This is a genomic window from Paracoccus stylophorae (assembly GCF_028553765.1).
Classification (GTDB): Bacteria; Pseudomonadota; Alphaproteobacteria; order Rhodobacterales; family Rhodobacteraceae; genus Paracoccus; species Paracoccus stylophorae.
In genome coordinates this window covers 543,781-561,156 of the sequence record NZ_CP067134.1, presented here as the reverse complement: position 1 = coordinate 561,156, position 17,376 = coordinate 543,781, and the positions used below count along the sequence as shown (strand labels likewise).

At 68.6% G+C, this 17,376-nt stretch carries 17 protein-coding genes; 8 read left to right on the top strand and 9 right to left on the bottom strand.

Annotation, left to right across the window (positions count from 1 at the left end; translation table 11 throughout):
- Positions 1-95: 95 nt before the first annotated feature.
- The 7 genes from pdeM to JHW45_RS02710 all read right to left on the bottom strand — a co-directional run bounded on the left by pdeM (position 96) and on the right by JHW45_RS02710 (position 8,698).
- Entirely contained in the window at positions 96-776 is a 681-nt protein-coding gene (gene pdeM, locus JHW45_RS02740) for a ligase-associated DNA damage response endonuclease PdeM (RefSeq protein ID WP_272859435.1), read from the bottom strand.
- Positions 773-3,148 (bottom strand): ligase-associated DNA damage response DEXH box helicase, encoded by a 2,376-nt coding sequence (locus JHW45_RS02735; RefSeq protein WP_272859434.1) that lies wholly within the window; start codon positions 3,146-3,148, stop codon positions 773-775. Before JHW45_RS02735 ends, pdeM begins: the two co-directional genes overlap by 4 nt.
- Positions 3,145-4,695 carry a cisplatin damage response ATP-dependent DNA ligase gene (locus JHW45_RS02730; protein ID WP_272859433.1) on the bottom strand — a complete coding sequence of 517 codons (1,551 nt, stop codon included), beginning with the start codon at positions 4,693-4,695 and terminating at the stop codon, positions 3,145-3,147. Before JHW45_RS02730 ends, JHW45_RS02735 begins: the two co-directional genes overlap by 4 nt.
- Positions 4,692-5,684, bottom strand: a complete 993-nt coding sequence (locus JHW45_RS02725) for a ligase-associated DNA damage response exonuclease (protein ID WP_272859432.1) — start codon at positions 5,682-5,684, stop codon at positions 4,692-4,694. The genes JHW45_RS02730 and JHW45_RS02725 overlap by 4 nt, the downstream gene beginning before the upstream one ends.
- A 73-nt stretch (positions 5,685-5,757) precedes the next feature.
- A complete protein-coding gene (locus tag JHW45_RS02720; RefSeq protein ID WP_272859431.1) occupies positions 5,758-6,639 on the bottom strand; it encodes a DMT family transporter in 882 nt (293 codons plus the stop codon).
- Between the two features lie 122 nt (positions 6,640-6,761).
- Positions 6,762-7,061 (bottom strand): HU family DNA-binding protein, encoded by a 300-nt coding sequence (locus JHW45_RS02715; protein ID WP_272859430.1) that lies wholly within the window; start codon positions 7,059-7,061, stop codon positions 6,762-6,764.
- A 152-nt stretch (positions 7,062-7,213) separates the two neighbouring features.
- Positions 7,214-8,698, bottom strand: coding sequence for an AMP nucleosidase (locus JHW45_RS02710; RefSeq protein WP_272860514.1), 1,485 nt, complete (start codon positions 8,696-8,698; stop codon positions 7,214-7,216).
- Between the two features lie 96 nt (positions 8,699-8,794).
- Between JHW45_RS02710 and JHW45_RS02705 the strand changes: the two genes are divergently transcribed.
- The 8 genes from JHW45_RS02705 (at position 8,795) to JHW45_RS02670 (ending at position 15,468) form a co-directional block, all read left to right on the top strand.
- Positions 8,795-9,655, top strand: a complete 861-nt coding sequence (locus tag JHW45_RS02705) for an SDR family oxidoreductase (protein WP_419181824.1) — start codon at positions 8,795-8,797, stop codon at positions 9,653-9,655.
- 66 nt (positions 9,656-9,721) lie between these two features.
- Positions 9,722-10,945, top strand: coding sequence for a UbiH/UbiF/VisC/COQ6 family ubiquinone biosynthesis hydroxylase (locus JHW45_RS02700; protein ID WP_272859429.1), 1,224 nt, complete (start codon positions 9,722-9,724; stop codon positions 10,943-10,945).
- A gap of 141 nt (positions 10,946-11,086) precedes the next feature.
- Complete coding sequence (thpD, locus tag JHW45_RS02695) at positions 11,087-12,025, top strand: ectoine hydroxylase (RefSeq protein ID WP_272859428.1); 939 nt, start codon at positions 11,087-11,089, stop codon at positions 12,023-12,025.
- A gap of 93 nt (positions 12,026-12,118) precedes the next feature.
- Complete coding sequence (locus tag JHW45_RS02690) at positions 12,119-12,910, top strand: exodeoxyribonuclease III (RefSeq protein WP_272859427.1); 792 nt, start codon at positions 12,119-12,121, stop codon at positions 12,908-12,910.
- Positions 12,911-13,066: 156 nt separating this feature from the next.
- Entirely contained in the window at positions 13,067-13,981 is a 915-nt protein-coding gene (gene trxA / locus JHW45_RS02685) for a thioredoxin (protein ID WP_419181823.1), read from the top strand.
- The gene (locus JHW45_RS02680) at positions 13,981-14,607 is read left to right on the top strand and encodes an LON peptidase substrate-binding domain-containing protein (RefSeq protein WP_272859426.1); all 627 of its coding nucleotides are present in this window, start codon (positions 13,981-13,983) and stop codon (positions 14,605-14,607) included. Before trxA ends, JHW45_RS02680 begins: the two co-directional genes overlap by 1 nt.
- Positions 14,604-14,810: a Trm112 family protein gene (locus JHW45_RS02675; RefSeq protein ID WP_272859425.1), complete on the top strand. Its 207-nt coding sequence runs from the start codon at positions 14,604-14,606 to the stop codon at positions 14,808-14,810. The genes JHW45_RS02680 and JHW45_RS02675 overlap by 4 nt, the downstream gene beginning before the upstream one ends.
- Positions 14,803-15,468, top strand: coding sequence for a rhomboid family intramembrane serine protease (locus tag JHW45_RS02670; protein WP_272859424.1), 666 nt, complete (start codon positions 14,803-14,805; stop codon positions 15,466-15,468). Before JHW45_RS02675 ends, JHW45_RS02670 begins: the two co-directional genes overlap by 8 nt.
- Before the next feature lie 3 nt (positions 15,469-15,471).
- Here the strand turns inward: JHW45_RS02670 and JHW45_RS02665 are convergent, their stop codons facing one another.
- Both JHW45_RS02665 and JHW45_RS02660 read right to left on the bottom strand, forming a co-directional pair.
- Positions 15,472-16,236: a DUF2268 domain-containing putative Zn-dependent protease gene (locus tag JHW45_RS02665; RefSeq protein WP_272859423.1), complete on the bottom strand. Its 765-nt coding sequence runs from the start codon at positions 16,234-16,236 to the stop codon at positions 15,472-15,474.
- A 43-nt stretch (positions 16,237-16,279) separates the two neighbouring features.
- A complete protein-coding gene (locus JHW45_RS02660) occupies positions 16,280-17,332 on the bottom strand; it encodes a glycosyltransferase (RefSeq protein ID WP_272859422.1) in 1,053 nt (350 codons plus the stop codon).
- Positions 17,333-17,376: the final 44 nt, after the last annotated feature.

Below are 17,376 nucleotides of genomic sequence, written 5' to 3'. Positions count from 1 at the left end.
TGCGAGCGGTGAACGAACGGCCGTCAGCCTCTGCTGGCGGCCTTTTGCCATTGCGAAATCCGGCCGACATGGCGCCGGACCCGTCGCCATCCGCGCTATCGCCGGCGCGCCAGTCGCGCCCCGGTGCGGTCCGGCCGGCGCAGCGGCACCGCGATGGACTTCGCGCCGCAGGCCACGGCCAGACCTTGCGGCACCAGCCGCGTCAGGGCCGGATCGTCGGCGATCAGCCCGCCGGTATAGGCGCCGAAGGCCGGCAGGATCAGGTGATCGCGGCCGATCAGGAAACATCTTCGCCGTTCTCCCGCCAGCCGGATGCAGGGGTGATAATGGCCCGACACGTCCGGACCCGCCCCCGCCTGATGCCGCAGCACCAGCCCATCGCGCCATTCCGCCCGCGTCTGGCCCGGCAGGCGCGGGCAGACGGGCGCGGGGTCGTGATTGCCGCTGATCCACAGCCACGCGCGCCCCTGCCCCATCGCGCGCAGCCGGTCGCAGACCGCGTCGGGCAGCGCGGCCGCCGCCGCATCGTCGTCGAACCCGTCGCCCAGGCTGACGACGCAGGCCGGATCGGTCGCGGCGATGTCGTCGGCCAGCCGGTCCAGCGTCGCGGCGACCTCGTAGGGCGGCAGCAGCGGGCCGCCGCGCCGGGCCATGCGTTCCGATTTGCCCAGATGCAGGTCCGACACGATCAGCCAGCGCCGCGCGGGCCAGAACAGCGCGCCCGAGGGCCGGGCGTGCAGGTCTTCGCCGTCGAACCGAAACGCATGGAAACTCAAACCAGCCCCGCCTCTGCCATCAATGCCGCCGCCTCTGCCTCGGCCAGCCGTTCGCGTCCCTGTCCGGCGATGGGCACCCGGCCCACCTCCAGCAGCAGCGGCGCGGCCAGCGGCGTCACCCGGTCCAGCATCCGGTGATCGTGCCGCACCGCGCGGTCCAGCATGTCCTCGATCCGGTCGAAATCCACAAGCCCCCGGCGCGCCTCGTCCGCGGTGATCCGCAGCAGCAGATGATCCGGGTCGTATTTGCGCAGCGTGTCATACAGGATGTCGCTGGAAAACGTCGCCTGCTTGCCGGATTTCCGCTTTCCCGGCAGGTTGCGCTGGATCAGCCCCGCGATCACCGCGACGCTGCGAAAGGTGCGCTTCATCACCGCGTTGCCGGCCAGCCAGTCGCCCAGCCCCGCCCGCAACCCGTCGCGGTTCAGCAGCGCCCCGGGGTCCGCGACCGGGTCCAGCGACCAGATCAGCAGCGCGTAATCGGTGGACAGGAACCCAAGGGGGCCAAGCCCCGCCTCTTCCATCAGCCGCGTCATCAGCAGGCCAAGCGTCTGCAACGCGTTCCGCCCGGCAAAGCCATACAGCGCGAAATGCCAGCGGCCCTGATGGGGAAAGCTTTCGCTGACCAGCACATCCTGGCGCGGCAGCGTGCTGATCCGCGCCTGCAACGCCAGCCAGTCGCGCGTGTTGTCGGGCAGGATGCCATGCCGCGACGGATCGCCGATCAGCGCCTGCACCCGATGCGACAACTGCGTCGATGTCGCCAGCTTGACCCCGGAAAACACCGCGATCCGGGGCTGTCGCGTCGGCTGTTTCGTCACCTCGACCACCATGTCGCGCAGGCTGTCATAGCGCACCGTCTGCCCGCCGATCAGGAAAGTATCGCCCGGCTCAAGCGTGGCGGCAAACGCCTCTTCGACCTCGCCCAGTGGTGCGCCGCCGCGGCCGCGCATGCGCACCTTCAGCATCTCGGCCTCGACGATGGTGCCGATATTCATGCGCAGGTCGCGCGCCGCGCGCGGGTCGCGCAGCCGCCACAACCCGTCGCGCAGCATCAGCCGCTGCCAGCGGTCATAGGCCCGCAGCGCGTATCCGCCGGTGGCCGCGAAATCCAGACAGGCGTCGAAATCCGCGCGCGCCAGGTCGCGATAGGGGCCGGCCCCGCGCACCTCGCGGAACAGATCGTCGGCGTCGAAGGGACCGGCGCAGGCGGTCAGCCCGATATGCTGGCACAGCACGTCCAGCGGGCCGGGGCCGCGCGGGTCGCCATCCAGATCGCGTTCGCGCACCGCCTGCAACGCGGCCACACATTCGATCACCTCGAACCGGTTCGCGGGCACGATGCGGGCGCGCGAGGGCGCGTTGTATCGGTGGTTCGCCCGTCCGATCCGTTGGACCAGCCGTTTCACGTTCTTCGGCGCGCCGACCTGGATGACCAGATCGACCGCGCCCCAGTCGATGCCCAGATCCAGACTGCCCGTCGCCACGACGGCGCGCAACTGTCCGGCCGCCATCGCCGCCTCGACCCGCTGGCGCGCCTCGCGTGACAGGCTGCCGTGATGCAGGCCGATGGGCAAATTGTCGTCATTGGCCGCCCACAGCGCCTGAAAGAACAGTTCGGCCTGCGCGCGGGTGTTGATGAAGATGATCGTGGTGGTGGCGGCCTTGACCTGTTCCAGCACCTCGGGGATGGCGTAATGCCCGCCGCCGCCGGCCCAGGGCGCGGGTGCGGCGGTCGGCAGCATGGCGATGTCGGGTTCGGGGCCGGGATCGGCATGGATGATCGCCGCACCGCCCATGAAATCGGCCAGCGCGGCGGGGTTTTCGACCGTCGCCGACAGGCCGGTGACGGTCAGACCGGGGGCCAGCGTGCGCAGCCGCGCCAGACACAGCATCAGCTGATCGCCGCGCTTGCTTTCGGCCAGCGCGTGCAGTTCGTCCAGCACGACGCGCCGCACGCTGCCGAAGATCGCGGGTGCCTGCTCATAGGACAGCATCAACGCCAGCGACTCGGGCGTCGTCAGCAGGATGTCGGGCGGATCGACGCGCTGGCGGGCGCGTTGGGCGGGACGGGTATCGCCGGTGCGGTCCTCGATGCGGACCGACAGGCCCAGATCGGCCACCGGCCGCGCCAGGTTGCGGGCGATATCCGCCGTCAGCGCCTTCAGCGGCGAGACGTAAAGCGTGTGCAGCCCGCCCGGCGGATCGCGCAACTCGACCAGGCTGGGCAGGAACCCGGCCAGCGTCTTGCCGCCCCCCGTCGGCGCGATCAGCAGCGTATCGCCCTGCGCCTTCAGCAGCGCGACCTGATGCGGGTGCGGCTGCCAGCCCTGATCCGCGAACCAGTCCTGAAATGCAGGCGGCAGGATCACGGCAGCATCTTTTTCAGCGTGTCCAGCCGGTCGGCCTCGGCTGCGGGCTTGTCCCACCGAATGCGGCTGATGCGGGGAAAGCGCATGGCGACGCCCGATTTGTGGCGGCCGGATTCGTTCAGCCCCTCGAACGCGACCTCCAGCACCAGTTTCGGCGCGACCGCGCGCACGGGGCCGAAGCGATCCACGGTGTTGGTCCGCACAAAGCGGTCCAGTTCGCGCAACTCCTCGTCGGTAAAGCCGAAATAGGCCTTGCCGACCGGCACCAGATCGTCGCCGTCCCACAGCCCGAAGGTAAAGTCGCTGTAAAACCCCGACCGCTTGCCGTGCCCGCGCTGCGCATAAAGCAGCACCGCATCGACCACCATCGGATCGCGCTTCCACTTGAACCACGGGCCGCGTGGGCGGCCGCCGACATAGGCGCTGTCGCAGCGCTTCAGCATCACGCCCTCGATCACCGGGCTGGGCGGATCGGCGCGCAGGGCGGCCAGATCGTCCCATGTCGCGAAATCCAGCAGCGGCGAGACGTCGATCCGGTCGCTGCCGAAATCGGCGTCCTCCAGCACGGCGCGGCGTTCGGCAAAGGGAAGATCGCGCAGATCGCGCCCCTGCCAGATCATCAGATCGTAAAGCCGCAACCCGGCCGGGTGGCTGTCCAGCAGGGTCTTGCCCACCGTCTTGCGGTTCAGCCGCTTTTGCAGATCGCCGAACACCGCCACATCCGCCCCGCGCCGGACCAGCAATTCGCCGTCCGCCGCGCCGTCGAAATTCAGCGCCTCGATCACGTCGGGAAAGGCGGTGCCGATATCCTCGCCGGTGCGCGAATACAGCCGGCGCACGCCCTGATCGTTGATCGCCTGCACGCGGATGCCGTCCCATTTCCATTCGGCCAGATAGTCGTCGGGGTTCATGCCGCGCAGCTGGTCCAGATCGACCGGCGTTGACAGCATCACCGGGCGGAACGGCGCGCGCGCCGCGTGTTCGGGGCGCGCACCGCCGCCGATCCAGTCGAACAGCGGCTGATAGGGCGGGCTCAGCCCGTGCCAGATTTCCTCGATATCGGCGATTTCGGGCGTGCCCATCTGCGCCAGCGCCATCCGCGCCATCCGCGCCGACAGCCCCACCCGCATGTTGCCGGTGGCCAGTTTCAGAAAGGCCAGCCGCTGCGACGGTCCCAGCCTGTCCAGCATGTCCGCGATGGCGGCGGGCAAGGCGGCCTTGCCGGTCGTCTGCAACAGATCGACCGCCTCGTGCAGGGGCACGTCGTCGTCGCGATCCGTGTCCCACAGCAGCGCGATGGTCTCGGCCAGATCGCCCACGAAATCATAGGACAGTGCGAAAAGCTGTTCGTCCACGCGTTCCGCCATCAGCCCGCGCAACAGGCTGGGGGTAACGGCGCGCAGCTTCAGATCGCCGGTCAGCGCGGCCAGCGCATAGCCCCGGTCGGGGTCCCGCGTCGCCTGAAGATAGTGGCGCAGCAATTGCAGCTTGGCGTTGCGCGCGGGGGTAAAGGCCAGCCGCTCCAGCAGATGCGCAAAGGCCTTCATTCCGGCTCGTCCTCGTATCCGACCAGCCGCAGCGGGCGCGCCGGGATGCCCTGCAACTCGCACCACCGCAGCAGCCCGTCCTCGGCGCCATGGGTAATCCAGACCTGTTCCGGGGCCAGTTCGCGGATCGTCGCCGTGACCTGCGGCCAGTCGACATGATCGCTGATGACCAGCGGCAGTTCGACCCCGCGCTGGCGGGCGCGCGCACGCACCGCCATCCAGCCCGAGGCGAAGCCGATCACCGGATCGCGGAACCGCTGCACCCACGGGCTGGCGAAGGCCGAGGGCGGGGCGATGACCAGCTGCGCGGGCACATCCGCGGCGGTGGCGGGGATCAGTTCGCCCAGATCGATCCCCTGTTCGGCGTGGTAATCGCACAGGCGTTGCAACGCGCCGTGAATGGCGATGGGGCCGGCAATGCCCGCCTCGCGCGCCAGCACGATCAGCCGCTGCGCCTTGCCCAGTACATAGGCGCCGATCAGATGCGGACGGTCGGGAAATTCGACCATGCTGGCCAGCAGGCGCACCATCTCGCCCGCCGGGTCGGGGTGGCGGAACACCGGCAGGCCAAACGTCGCCTCGGTCACGAAGACGTCGCAGGGCACCGGCTGGAACGGCGCGCAGACCGGGTTGGCGCGCCGGCAGTAATCGCCCGAGACCACGATCTTCGGGCCGGATCGTGGCTGCACCGCGATCTGGGCCGAGCCGAGGATGTGGCCGGCGGGATGAAAGCTGACGGTGGTGTCGCCGATCCGGGTCGGCCCGTCCGCCACCTGCCGCTGGCCGGCGAAATCCTCGCCATAGCGGATCGCCATGATCTCCAGGGTCTGTCGGGTTGCCATCACCGCGCCATGACCGGCGCGGGCGTGATCGCCATGGGCATGCGTGATCAGCGCGCGCGCGACCGGTCGGATCGGGTCGATGTGGAAATCGCCGGGCGGACAGTAAAGCCCGGCGTCGGTCGGGTGAAGGATCTGGTCGGCGCGCATGAAACCAAGATGGCGAACAATTCGTGAAGATCAACGCCGCCGGCCGCGTGCGGGTTCATTCGCCGTCGGGCGATCAGGCTGCCGCCAGCCGCTGCACCTTGGACAGCTGCACCATCAGGATGCCCGCCGCCACGATCAGCGCGCCGAGGATGTCGCTTGGCCCCAACCGCTCGCCCAGGAATGCCGCGGCGATGGTCACGCCCAGAAACGGCGTCAGGAAATGGAAGGTCGCGGCCCGCACCGCCCCGATCCGGTGGACCAGCAGGAACCACACCCACGTGGCCAGCAGCCCCGGCACCAGCACCGTGTACAGGAAGGCGGCCACAAGACGCGGGTTCAGCGCGACCGACCAGTGTTCGACGAAGGGCGAGATCACCGCCAGCGTCCCCGCCCCGACCAGCATCTGCAATCCCACGATCATCATCACGTTGCCGCCCGACCCGGCCCCGCGCACGGTCAGCGTGGCGATCGCCAGCGCCAGGGCGGCCACGAAACACATGGCGATGCCCACCGGATCGCTGCCGCCGGTCAGCCGCGCGCCCATGATGATCGCCACGCCCGTCAGGCCCAGGGCCAGCCCCGCCAAGCCCATCGGGCGCAGCCGTTCGCCCATGAACGTCCAGCCCAGAAACGCCACGATCAAGGGCATGGTCGCCGCGATGATCGAGGCAAGCCCGGCCTCGATCCATTGCATCGCCGTCCAGTTCAGGCCCAGATACAGCGCGTTCTGACACAGGCCCAGCACGATCACGGCGCGCCACTGGTTGCGGGTCAGGCCGCGCCATGTCTGGCCCATCGCCCAGGCGATCAGCACGCCGGCCACCCCCGACAGCGCAAAGCGCAGCGACAGCGACATCAGCGGCGGCGCCTCCAGCACGATCATCCGGCTGGAGGTGAAGGCCGACGACCACATCACCGCAAAGCCCAGCCCCATGAAGATCGCGCGTATGTCCATCGGCCCGTCTTTCCTGCAGATAATGCAGAACGGCTAGCAGAGGCGATGCGCGACGTGAAGGGCGCATGAAAAAGGGGCCGCGCCCGGTGGCACGACCCCTTTCATTCCGTCCGGCGTCGGGATCAGCTGTTCACGCTGTCCTTCAACGCCTTGGCGACCGTCACCTTGACCTGCTTGTCGGCCGGCTTGGTCATCATTTCCTGGGTCTGCGGATTGCGGACCTGACGTTCGGGGCGGGCGCGGCAGGCGATCTTGCCGATCCCCGGCAGGGTGACCGCGCCGCCATTGGCGACTTCGCGGGTCACGACAGCGGCGATCGCGTCCAGCGCAGCCGAAGCGGATTTCTTGTCCGAGCCCATTTCCTCGGCCAGCGTGGCCACCAGTTGGGTTTTGGTCATCGGTTTTGCGGAAGGCGTAGCCATGTTCTCTGTCTCCTCTTGCCCTGCTTCTTCTTGGGCCCACGAATTGCGCCTCTTGCGGCATAGCGCCTGCTACACACGGTTTTGAACGGCAGATCAAGCATTTTTCGCGAATCGCGCGAAAAGCCGCGATGCCGCGCGACGGTGACGCCGGGTCACAGGAACGCCGTCTCGGTAAAGGATCGCAGCTTGCGCGAATGGATCCGGTCCACCGGCATCTCGCGCAGCTTCTCCATCGCGCTAATCCCGATCAGCAGATGATTGGCGACCTGCGTGCGATAGAAATCGGTCGCCATGCCGGGCAGTTTCAGTTCGCCATGCAGCGGCTTGTCGGACACGCACAACAGCGTGCCATAGGGCACCCGGAACCGGAACCCGTTGGCGGCGATGGTGCCGCTTTCCATGTCCAGCGCGACGGCCCGCGACAGCGACAGGCGATGCACGGGGCCGGACTGGTCGCGCAACTCCCAGTTGCGGTTGTCGATGGTGGCGACGGTGCCGGTCCGCATGATGCGTTTCAGTTCGAACCCGTCCAGACGGGTGATCTCGGCCACGGCCTCCTGCAGCGCGATCTGCACCTCGGCCAGCGCCGGGATCGGCACCCAGACCGGCAGATCGTCGTCCAGGACCCCGTCCTCGCGCAGATAGGCATGGGCCAGCACGAAATCGCCCAGACGCTGCGAATTGCGCAGACCGGCGCAGTGGCCGACCATCAGCCACACATGCGGCCGCAACACCGCGATGTGGTCGGTCGCGGTCTTGGCGTTCGAGGGGCCGACGCCGATATTGACCAGCGTGATCCCCTGCCCGGCCGCGCGTTTCAGGTGATAGGTCGGCATCTGCGGCAGTTTCGGCAGCGTCGTCAGCGGCTGGTCGGCGCCGGTAATCTCCTGGTTGCCGGGCGCGACGAACGAGGTATAGCCCGACTCCGGGTCCGACAGCGCGCGGCGGGCGAAAAGCTCGAACTCGTCGACATAGAACTGATAGTTCGTGAACAGCACGAAATTCTGGAAATGCTCGGCCGCGGTCGCCGTATAGTGCTGCAACCGCGCCAGCGAGTAATCGACCCGCTGCGCGGTGAACCCGGCCAGATGCTGCGCCCCGTCGGGCAGGGCGACGGCGACGCCGTTGACGATATCGTCGTTCACGGTGTTCAGGTCCGGCACGTCGAACACGTCGCGCAGCGAGAAATCCAGAACCCCTTCCTGCGGCACGGCCAGATCGCTTTCCGTGGCGACGGCGAAATGCACCGGCATCGGGGTGTCGCTGGTTCCGACGGTGACCGGCACGCCGTGGTTGCGCAGCAGCAGGGCGATCTGTTCGGTCAGGTAATTCTCGAACAGGTCGGGCCGGGTGATCGTCGCCACATAGCTGCCCGGCGCGCCGACATGGCCAAAGGACAGGCGCGAATCGACCTGCGGATGGCCGGCCACGGTCAGCCGCAATTCGGGATAGAAGGCGCGATAGCGCGCCTGCGGCTGCTGCCCGCCGATCAGCCGGGTGAAATGGCCCAGCAGGAAATCGGTCGCCTCGCGATACAGTTCCTGCAACCGCCTGACGGCGGCGGCGGGGTCGGTGAACTGTTCGCGCGCGACGGGTTCGGGCGTCTCGACCGGCAGAAAGCGGGCATCCGTGTCCATGCGTTCATTGTCCTTCTTCTTGCGCGAACCCTGCCAGCGCCGCGCGACGCAGGCAAGCGTCTGGCGCCCCGGACCCGACACCGTTACGTTGCCGTCATGAAGATGCTCGTTTTCGGTCACGGCTATTGCGCCGGCTTCCTGACGCCCCTGCTGACCGGCCGGGGCTGGCATGTCACCGGCACAACGCGGGGCGACTGCTCGCGCGTGGCGGCGGCGGGGGCGCAGCCCTTGCTGTGGCCGGGGCAGGAGGATGCGGTGCGCACGGCCATCGCGCAGGCGGATGCGATCCTGGTCTCAGCCGCGCCGGACGGCCAGGGCGATCCGGTGCTGGCCGCGTTCGCGCCGGATCTGGCCCGCGCCCGGCCGCGATGGCTGGGATATCTGTCCACGACGGGCGTTTACGGCGACGCGGCGGGCGGATGGGTCGATGAGGACACGCCGCCCGCGCCATCGACGGCGCGCGGCCAGGCGCGCGTCCGGGCCGAAACGGCGTGGCAGGATCTGGCCCGCGCCCGCGATCTGCCGCTGCACATCTTTCGGCTGGCCGGCATCTATGGCCCCGGCCGCGGCCCCTTTGCCAAGCTGCGCCGCGGCACCGCGCAGCGCGTCATCAAGCCGGGTCAGGTCTTTTCGCGCATCCATGTCGAGGATATCGCGCAGGTGCTGCTGGCCTCGATTCGGGCGCCCGATGCGGGCGCGGTCTATAATCTGTGCGACGACGATCCCGCCCCGCCGCAGGACGTCATCGCCTATGCCGCGCAGCTGCTGGAGATGCCGGTGCCGCCCGCCGTCGATTTCCGCACCGCCGATCTCAGCCCGATGGCGCGGTCCTTCTACAGCGACAGCAAGCGGGTCCGGAACGACCGGATCAAGCGCGATCTGGGCGTCACGCTGCGCCATCCCGACTATCGCAGCGCGTTGCAGGCGATACTGCGGGCGGAAGCCGGCGGGTCGTAGGGCATGCGCGGGCTGGGCGAACGGACCGCATGGACTTTGCCTGCGCGGCGTGCTTGATCTGCCGGCATGGAAACCGATGTCGATGTGCTGATCGCCGGCGGCGGGCTGAACGGTCCGACCCTGGCACTGGCTTTGGCGGGCGCGGGGCTGCGCGTCGCGGTGGTCGATCCGCGACCGGCCGATGCACGCGCGGGCGACAGCTTCGATGGGCGCGCCTATGCGCTGGCGCTGGCGTCGCAACGGCTGCTGTCGGCCTTGGACCTGTGGGACGGGCTGGCCGCCGACAGCCAGCCGATCCATCAGGTCAAGGCCGCGCAGGGTCAGCCCGGCGAAGGCGCGGGCCGCTTTTTCCTGCATTTCGACAGCGCCGAGATCGAGGAAGGCCCGGTCGGCCACATGCTGGAGGATCGGTTCCTGTATCGCGCGCTGCTGGCCCCGATGCAGGATCGGGTGACGCATCTGCCCGGAATCGCGGTCACGGATCAGCAGCAAGGCCCGGCCTCGGTCGCGGTGACGCTGTCGGACGCACGGACGATGACGGCGCGTGTGCTGGTCGGCGCGGACGGGCGCAATTCGGGCGTGGCGTCGCGCGCCGGGATCGCGCGGCGCGGATGGGATTACGGCCAGACCGCCCTTGTCGCCGCCATCGACCACGACCTGCCGCATCACGGCATCGCGCAGCAATATTTCATGCCCACCGGGCCGCTGGCGATCCTGCCGCTGCCGGGGAACCGCAGCAGCGTCGTCTGGTCCGAAACCCGCGATAACGCGCAGGCCATTGCCGCGCTGCCGGACGACGCGTTTCTGGACGTGCTTCGGCCGCGCTTTGGCGATTATCTGGGCGCGATCAGCCTGGCCGGGCAGCGGTTTTCCTATCCGCTCAGCCTGTCGCTGGCCGACAGCTATGTCGCCCCGCGCATCGCATTGGTGGGCGATACGGCGCACGGGGTGCATCCGGTCGCGGGACAGGGGCTGAACCTGGGGTTGCGCGACGTGGCCGCGCTGGCCGAAACCCTGGTCGAGGCCGCGCGCCGGGGCGAGGATATCGGCACGGGTCCGGTGCTGCAACGCTATCAGGGGTGGCGGCGGTTCGATGCGACCCGGCTGGCCCTGGGCATGGACGCGGTCAACCACCTGTTTGCCAACGACAACCCGCTGCTGCGCATGGCGCGCGGGCTGGGCATGGGCGCGGTGACCGCGATCCCGATGCTGCGGCGCGGCTTCATGCGGCAGGCGGCGGGATTGTCGGTCGATCCGATGCCGCGGCTGCTGGCGGGCCGGGCGCTGTGACACCTGACCCGCGCCGATCCGGCCGCCGGTTTCCGCGCAAGGGTTGATCTTCGCGGCTTTGACCGTCACGTTGCCTGCCGCTGCGCAGGGGCGGCGCGCCCCGCGCGGTCGTTCACATCGCTTTGACAGGAGGGAAACGTCATGAACGTCATGCACCACGACACGCAATTCGCGGCGCAGGACATCTATCCGACGCGGCTGGCCGATGCGGAAAAGCGCATGCCCCGTCAGGACCCGGTGATCTGGTCCGACTGGTCCGACGACGCGCCGATCACCCGCGACGAGGCGGCGGGTTACGAACGCGACGGCTATCTGATCCGGCGCGACCTGTTCACCGCCGACGAGGTGCGCAGCCTGATCGCGGCATCGGCCGACATCCGCGCCGACGCCTCGGCCATCCGGGCCGAGGATCTGGTCACCGAACCGGGCACCGATGCGGTCCGCACGATCTTTCGGCTGGACGATCACAGCGACATCTTTGCCCGGCTGGCGCGCGATGCGCGGCTGGCCGAGACCGCCCGCTTTCTTCTGGGCGACGAGGTGTATCTGCATCAAAGCCGCCTGAACTATAAACCCGGCTTCACGGGCAAGGAATTCTACTGGCATTCGGATTTCGAAACCTGGCACGCCGAGGACGGGATGCCGCGGATGCGCGCGGTGTCGGCCTCGGTCCTGCTGACCGACAATTCGGCGCTGAACGGGCCGCTGATGCTGATCCCCGGATCGCACCGCGAATTCATCGCCTGCAAGGGTGAGACGCCGGCCGATAACCACAAATCCAGCCTGAAAAAGCAGGAAATCGGCGTGCCGTCGCGCGAGATTCTGGAGAGTCTGGCCACGCAACACGGGCTGGACGCCGCGACCGGCTCGGCCGGCACGGTGATCTTCTTCGAATGCAACACGCTGCACGCCTCGAACGGAAATGTGACGCCGTTCCCGCGCTCGAACGCGTTTTTCGTCTATAATGCGGTGTCGAACGCAGTTCAGGCCCCGTTTGCGGCGCCAAGGCCGCGTCCGGCCTTCCTGTCGCATCGCGGCCGCATCGAGCCGCTGAAGATCCACCGCGACAGCCTTGCCTGACCGACCGCGCGGCCCCGCCCGAACCGGGGCCGCGCGTCACATTCCACAAGCCGCGACGGCCCGATGACGGCCCGCCGCAAAAAGGACAGCCGCATGTTCACACTGGCCACCTGGAACATCAATTCGGTCCGCCTGCGCGAGGATCTGGTCGCCCGCCTGCTGCGCGAGGAGGCGCCCGACATCCTGTGCCTTCAGGAATGCAAATCGCCCGTGGACAAGATCCCGCTTGGGCAGTTTCGCGCCCTTGGCTATTCCCACATCGTGGCGCGGGGGCAAAAGGGCTATAACGGCGTGGCGATCCTGTCGCGCCTGCCGATCACGGATGCGGGCGACCGCGACTATGCCCGTCTGGGCCATGCCCGCCACGTCGCGGCCCGGCTGGAAAACGGCGTGACGATCCACAACATGTATATCCCCGCCGGCGGCGACATCCCCGACCGCGAGGTGAACGAGAAATTCGGCCAGAAGCTGGATTTCGTGGCCGAGATGCGCGATGTCTTTCACGCCGACCGGCCCGAACGCGCGATCATGGTGGGCGATTTCAACATCGCCCCGCGCGAGGACGATGTCTGGTCGCACAAGCAGCTTCTGAAGGTCGTCAGCCACACCCCGGTCGAGGTCGAACATCTGCTGGCCGCGCAGGATGCCGGCAACTGGGTGGACATCACCCGCAAGGACATTCCCCAGGGCAAGCTGTATTCCTGGTGGAGCTATCGCAACCGCGACTGGGCCGCCTCGGATCGCGGGCGGCGGCTGGATCACATCTGGGCCAGTCCCGACATCGCCAGCGCGGGCCATGACAGCCGCGTGCTGCGCCACCTGCGCGGATGGGACCGACCCAGTGACCACGTGCCGGTGCTGGCCAGCTTCGACCTGCGTGTCTGAGGCGCGGCCCGCCTTTCCCCGACCGCGCCGCTGTCCCTGCCCGTCTTTCGCCAATCCGCCCTTTCGACGATCCGCCCTTTCGCCAATCCACCCTTTCGCTCGCCGCGCCGACACCCCATATTGCGCCAAACGCATTCCGAACCCACTGGTGACGACATGACCATGATTTTCGATGGCGCCGACGCCGCGCCCAAGACCGGCGATTTCATCAAGGACGTGACCGAGGCCGATTTCATGGCCGAGGTGATCGACGCCTCGATGCAGGTGCCGGTGATCGTCGATTTCTGGGCGCCCTGGTGCGGCCCCTGCAAGACCCTGGGCCCCCAGCTTGAGGCCGAGGTGACGCGCCACAAGGGCCGCGTGAAGATGGCCAAGGTCAATGTGGACGAAAACCAGATGATCGCGGGCCAGCTGCGCGTGCAGTCGATCCCGACGGTCTATGCCTTCTATCAGGGCCAGCCGGTCGATGCCTTTCAGGGCGCCGTGCCGCAAAGCCAGATCAAGCAGTTCGTGGACAAGCTGGCCGCCCTGTCGGGCGACGATGGCGGGCTGGCCGACGCGCTGGCCGCGGCCGAGGCGATGCTGGACGAGGGCGCGCATGGCGACGCCGTCGAGACCTTCAGCGCCATCATCGGCGAGGAACCCGAGAACGCCGAGGCATGGGGCGGGCTGATTCGCGCGCATCTGGGCGCGGGCGATGCCGCCGCCGCCGCCTCGACCCTGCAACAGGTGCCGCAGGCGGCTGCGGGCTCCGCCCCGGTCGAGGCCGCGCGGGCGCAGCTGCAACTGGCGCAGCAGGCCGAAAGCGCCGGCCCCCTGTCCGATCTGCAGGCGCGGGTCGAGGCCGATCCCGACGATCAGCAGGCGCGGCTGGACTATGCCCAGGCCCTGCACGCGGCCGGCCGGGTGGAAGAGGCGGTCAACGTGCTGCTGGACAGCTTCCGCCGCGACCGGGACTGGAACGACGGCGCCGCCAAGGCCCAGCTTCTGACCATCTTCGACAGTCTCAAACCCACCGATCCGGTCGCGCAAAAGGGCCGCCGCCGCCTGTCGTCGATGATCTTCGCCTGATGCGGGCGCATTTCGATCTGCCGCAGCGGATCGCGCTTTTCCCGCTGGACGGTGCGGTGCTGATGCCCCGCACCCGCCTGCCCCTGCACATCTTCGAGCCGCGCTATCTGCAGATGCTGGAAGACACGCTGAAGACCGACCACCGGCTGATCGGCATCATTCAGCCCGAGGGCGAGGGGCTGGCATCGGTCGGAACGGCCGGCCGCGTGGTGGCCTTTTCCGAGGGCGATGACGGACGGATGATGATCTCGCTAAAGGCAATCTCGCGGTTCCGCCTGCTGGACACGCAGGAAGGGTTCGCCCCCTATCTGCACGGCGAAATCGACTGGTCGCCCTTCCGCCGCGACCTGAAAGGCCCCGAGCGCGATCCCGACCTTGACCGCGATGCCCTGTTCGACGCCTTGCGCCGTTACATGGACGCGCACGAGCTTTCGACCGATTGGGACGCCGCCGCCCGCGCCGAAGAGGAAACCTTGGTGAATTCGCTGGCCATGATGCTGCCCTTCTCGACCGGGGACAAACAGGCGCTGCTGGAAACGCCTACCTTGCGGGACCGGCGCGAATTGCTGCAAGGGCTGGTCGAATTCGCGCTGCGCGGCGGCGATGACGAGGATCGACTGCAATGACCGACAAGACACAGGATTCCGGCCACAGCTTTGACCGGCACATGCTTGAGGCGCTGGTCTGCCCGGTGACGCAGGCGACGCTGCGCTATGACGCGGCGCGGCAAGAGCTGATCTCCGAGGCTGCCGGTCTGGCCTTTCCGATCCGCGCGGGCATCCCGATCATGCTGATCGACGAGGCGCGCCAGATCAAGGCCGATGACTGACCGCCTGCCACGGGTGGGCCGGACGCCGCGCGCCGCCGCCGTGCCGCGCCAGGTGCCGCTGTGGGTCACGGTGCTGATCCTTGCCTGCTGCGCGATCGAGGCTGCGTTGCTGCTGGCCGGGATGGCCGGATATCCCGCCGCGCGGCAGGTGGCGTTCATGCTGGGCGGGTTCTGGTCGCCGCTGATCCATGACGGGTACGGCCTTTATCCGGGCCAGCCGCTGCTGATGTTCCTGACCTATGGGCTGCTGCATTCGGGGCCGATGCATCTGGCGATGAACATGATCTCGCTGGCCTTCGTGGCCCGCGAACTCAGCCGGCTGCTTGGCGCGGGAACCATGGCCGCGATCTATCTGGCCGGCCAGATCGGCGCGGCGGCGCTGTTTGCGGTGATGCAGCCGGCGGCCGGACCGATGATCGGCGCCTCGGGCGCGGTCTTCGGCATCGCCGGGGCACTGGTCGGATACGCGGCCATCGTCGGCCATCGCCGGCGCCGCAGGATGGGCCAGATGTGGCGCAGCGTCGGGCTGATCGTGGCGCTGAATGTGGGGATCACGGTGCTGGTGCCCTCGATCGCGTGGCAGGCGCATCTGGGCGGCGCGGCGGTCGGCGCGATCCTGGGCATCGCGCTGGCGCTGCGCGGTGCGCCGGGGCGCTGATCCTCAGCCCGCGCGGTCCTGCATCCGGTCGTTCTTGTCCGCCGCGCCGGTCTGCGTGCTTTCGTCCTGCTGATCCGCTGTCTCGGGCGTGGCCTCCTGCACCGGGTCCTGAGGCGCATCCTGCCCCGCCGAGGTTTCGGTCGCGACCAGTTGGCGCATGGTGGGTCGGAACGCATCCGCCTTGACCAGAGCCAGCGTCACCGCATCCGCCGGTTCCTGCTGAGTCAGGTGCCGGGCCACCAGCCGGTGCCCAAGCCCGTGGCCGGCCCATTTGCGGATGTCGCCCTTGCCCGCGAACCAGCGGTCGTGATCGTAGTCCAGCCGCGCCCATTCGTTCATCGCGCTGCGCGCCAGCCCCGGCGGCGGCGTCACCGCATCCCACGGATCGGGCTTGCCGCCCAGAACCTGCACGACGAAATGCCCCGCCAGCCCTTCGCTGACCAGCGCATCGCCCAGGGACCTGCCGTAGCCCGGCCCGTCCCACCGGATCAGGTGATGCATCTGGTGAACCAGCGTGCGGACCATCAGCGCGGCATCGAACCGGTCGGGGTTCAGCGTCACCTCGATCAGGCCCGGCGCGGGTGCGGTTCCGCCGACGCCCCAATCGGGCAGCCCGCCCTGCACGCTTTTCACCACCAGATCGAAATCGGGCAGCTCCGCATGATCGCGCACGCGGGCGACCGCCTCGCGCGCGGCGGCGCGGATCTCGGGCAGCACGCGGGTCAGGGCGTGCCGCGCATTCAGAAGATGAATGGACCAGATCGTCATGTGGGAAAGTTTCGCAGGTTCGGATACCGGATGCCAGCGGCAATCAGCCGCCCTGGCGCGCCCCGGTTCCGGCCAGCGCCTTCACCTCGTCATGCCCGCGTTCCAGCCGTCCGGCCAGCCCGTCGCGGATGGCGATCTTCAGGATGCTGCGGAACCGTGCCGCATCGGGGCCGTAATCCGCGGCCTTGCGATGCCATTTCACCGCCAGCACCGGCACCAGCGGCCAGAAGAACGGCCCCGCCGCGACGCGATAGGCGATCAGCGCGTTGCGATACATGTAATACACCTTCCACAGCGGCCGCAGCACCACGCCCGAGGCGGCCTGCACCGCCTCGGTATCGTGTTCGAACCGGATCGCGGGCGCAAAGCCGATCCGCAGCCCCCGCCGCCGCATCGTCAGCGTGTAAAGCTGATCGTCGCCATAGACGAACAGCCGCGGGTCCGGCAGCCCCGCCCGCCGCAGCGCCGCGCGCGACAGAAACAGCCCCACGAACGACGTCATGTCCAGCGCCTGCACCGGCGCATCCGCGGCATAATCCTCGTCGCGCAGGTGGAATCCGCGCCGCCCCTGACGGATGGTGCGGGCGAATTCGGATCTGCGCCAGAACGGGTTGCGATAGGGGCGGTTCATCTCGCAGATGCGGCCGTCGGGGTGGAAAACCGCCGACCCGATGGCATCCCACCCGGCCTTGTCCATCCGCCGGAACGCCGCCACCGCCCCCGGCGCCGGCCGTCCGTCATCGTCCATGACCACGACCCAATCCGGGTCAAGCCGGTCGCGAACCTCGCGCAGGGCTTCCGAAAACCCGCCCGCGCCGCCCAGATTCTTCGCGCTGCGGCGCAGGATCAGCCGCGTGTCCGTGATGCCCAACAGCCATTCCGCCGTGCCATCGGCCGAGGCGTTGTCGAAGACCAGCACCCAGTCCAGTTCTTCGGCCAGCAGCCGGGCGATGGTCGGTTTCAGCTTGTCCAGCCGCTGATGGGTCACGACGACCGCCGCGATCGTGGCGCGCCCGGACGCGCGGTCGTGGCCGTCGCCCGACCGCCGCGTTGCGGCAGCCTGATCCGTGCCGATTGCGCCGGGTCTTGCTGTCATGAAATCGGAACCCTGCGCTTGCAATCGACGCCCGGACCCTCGGT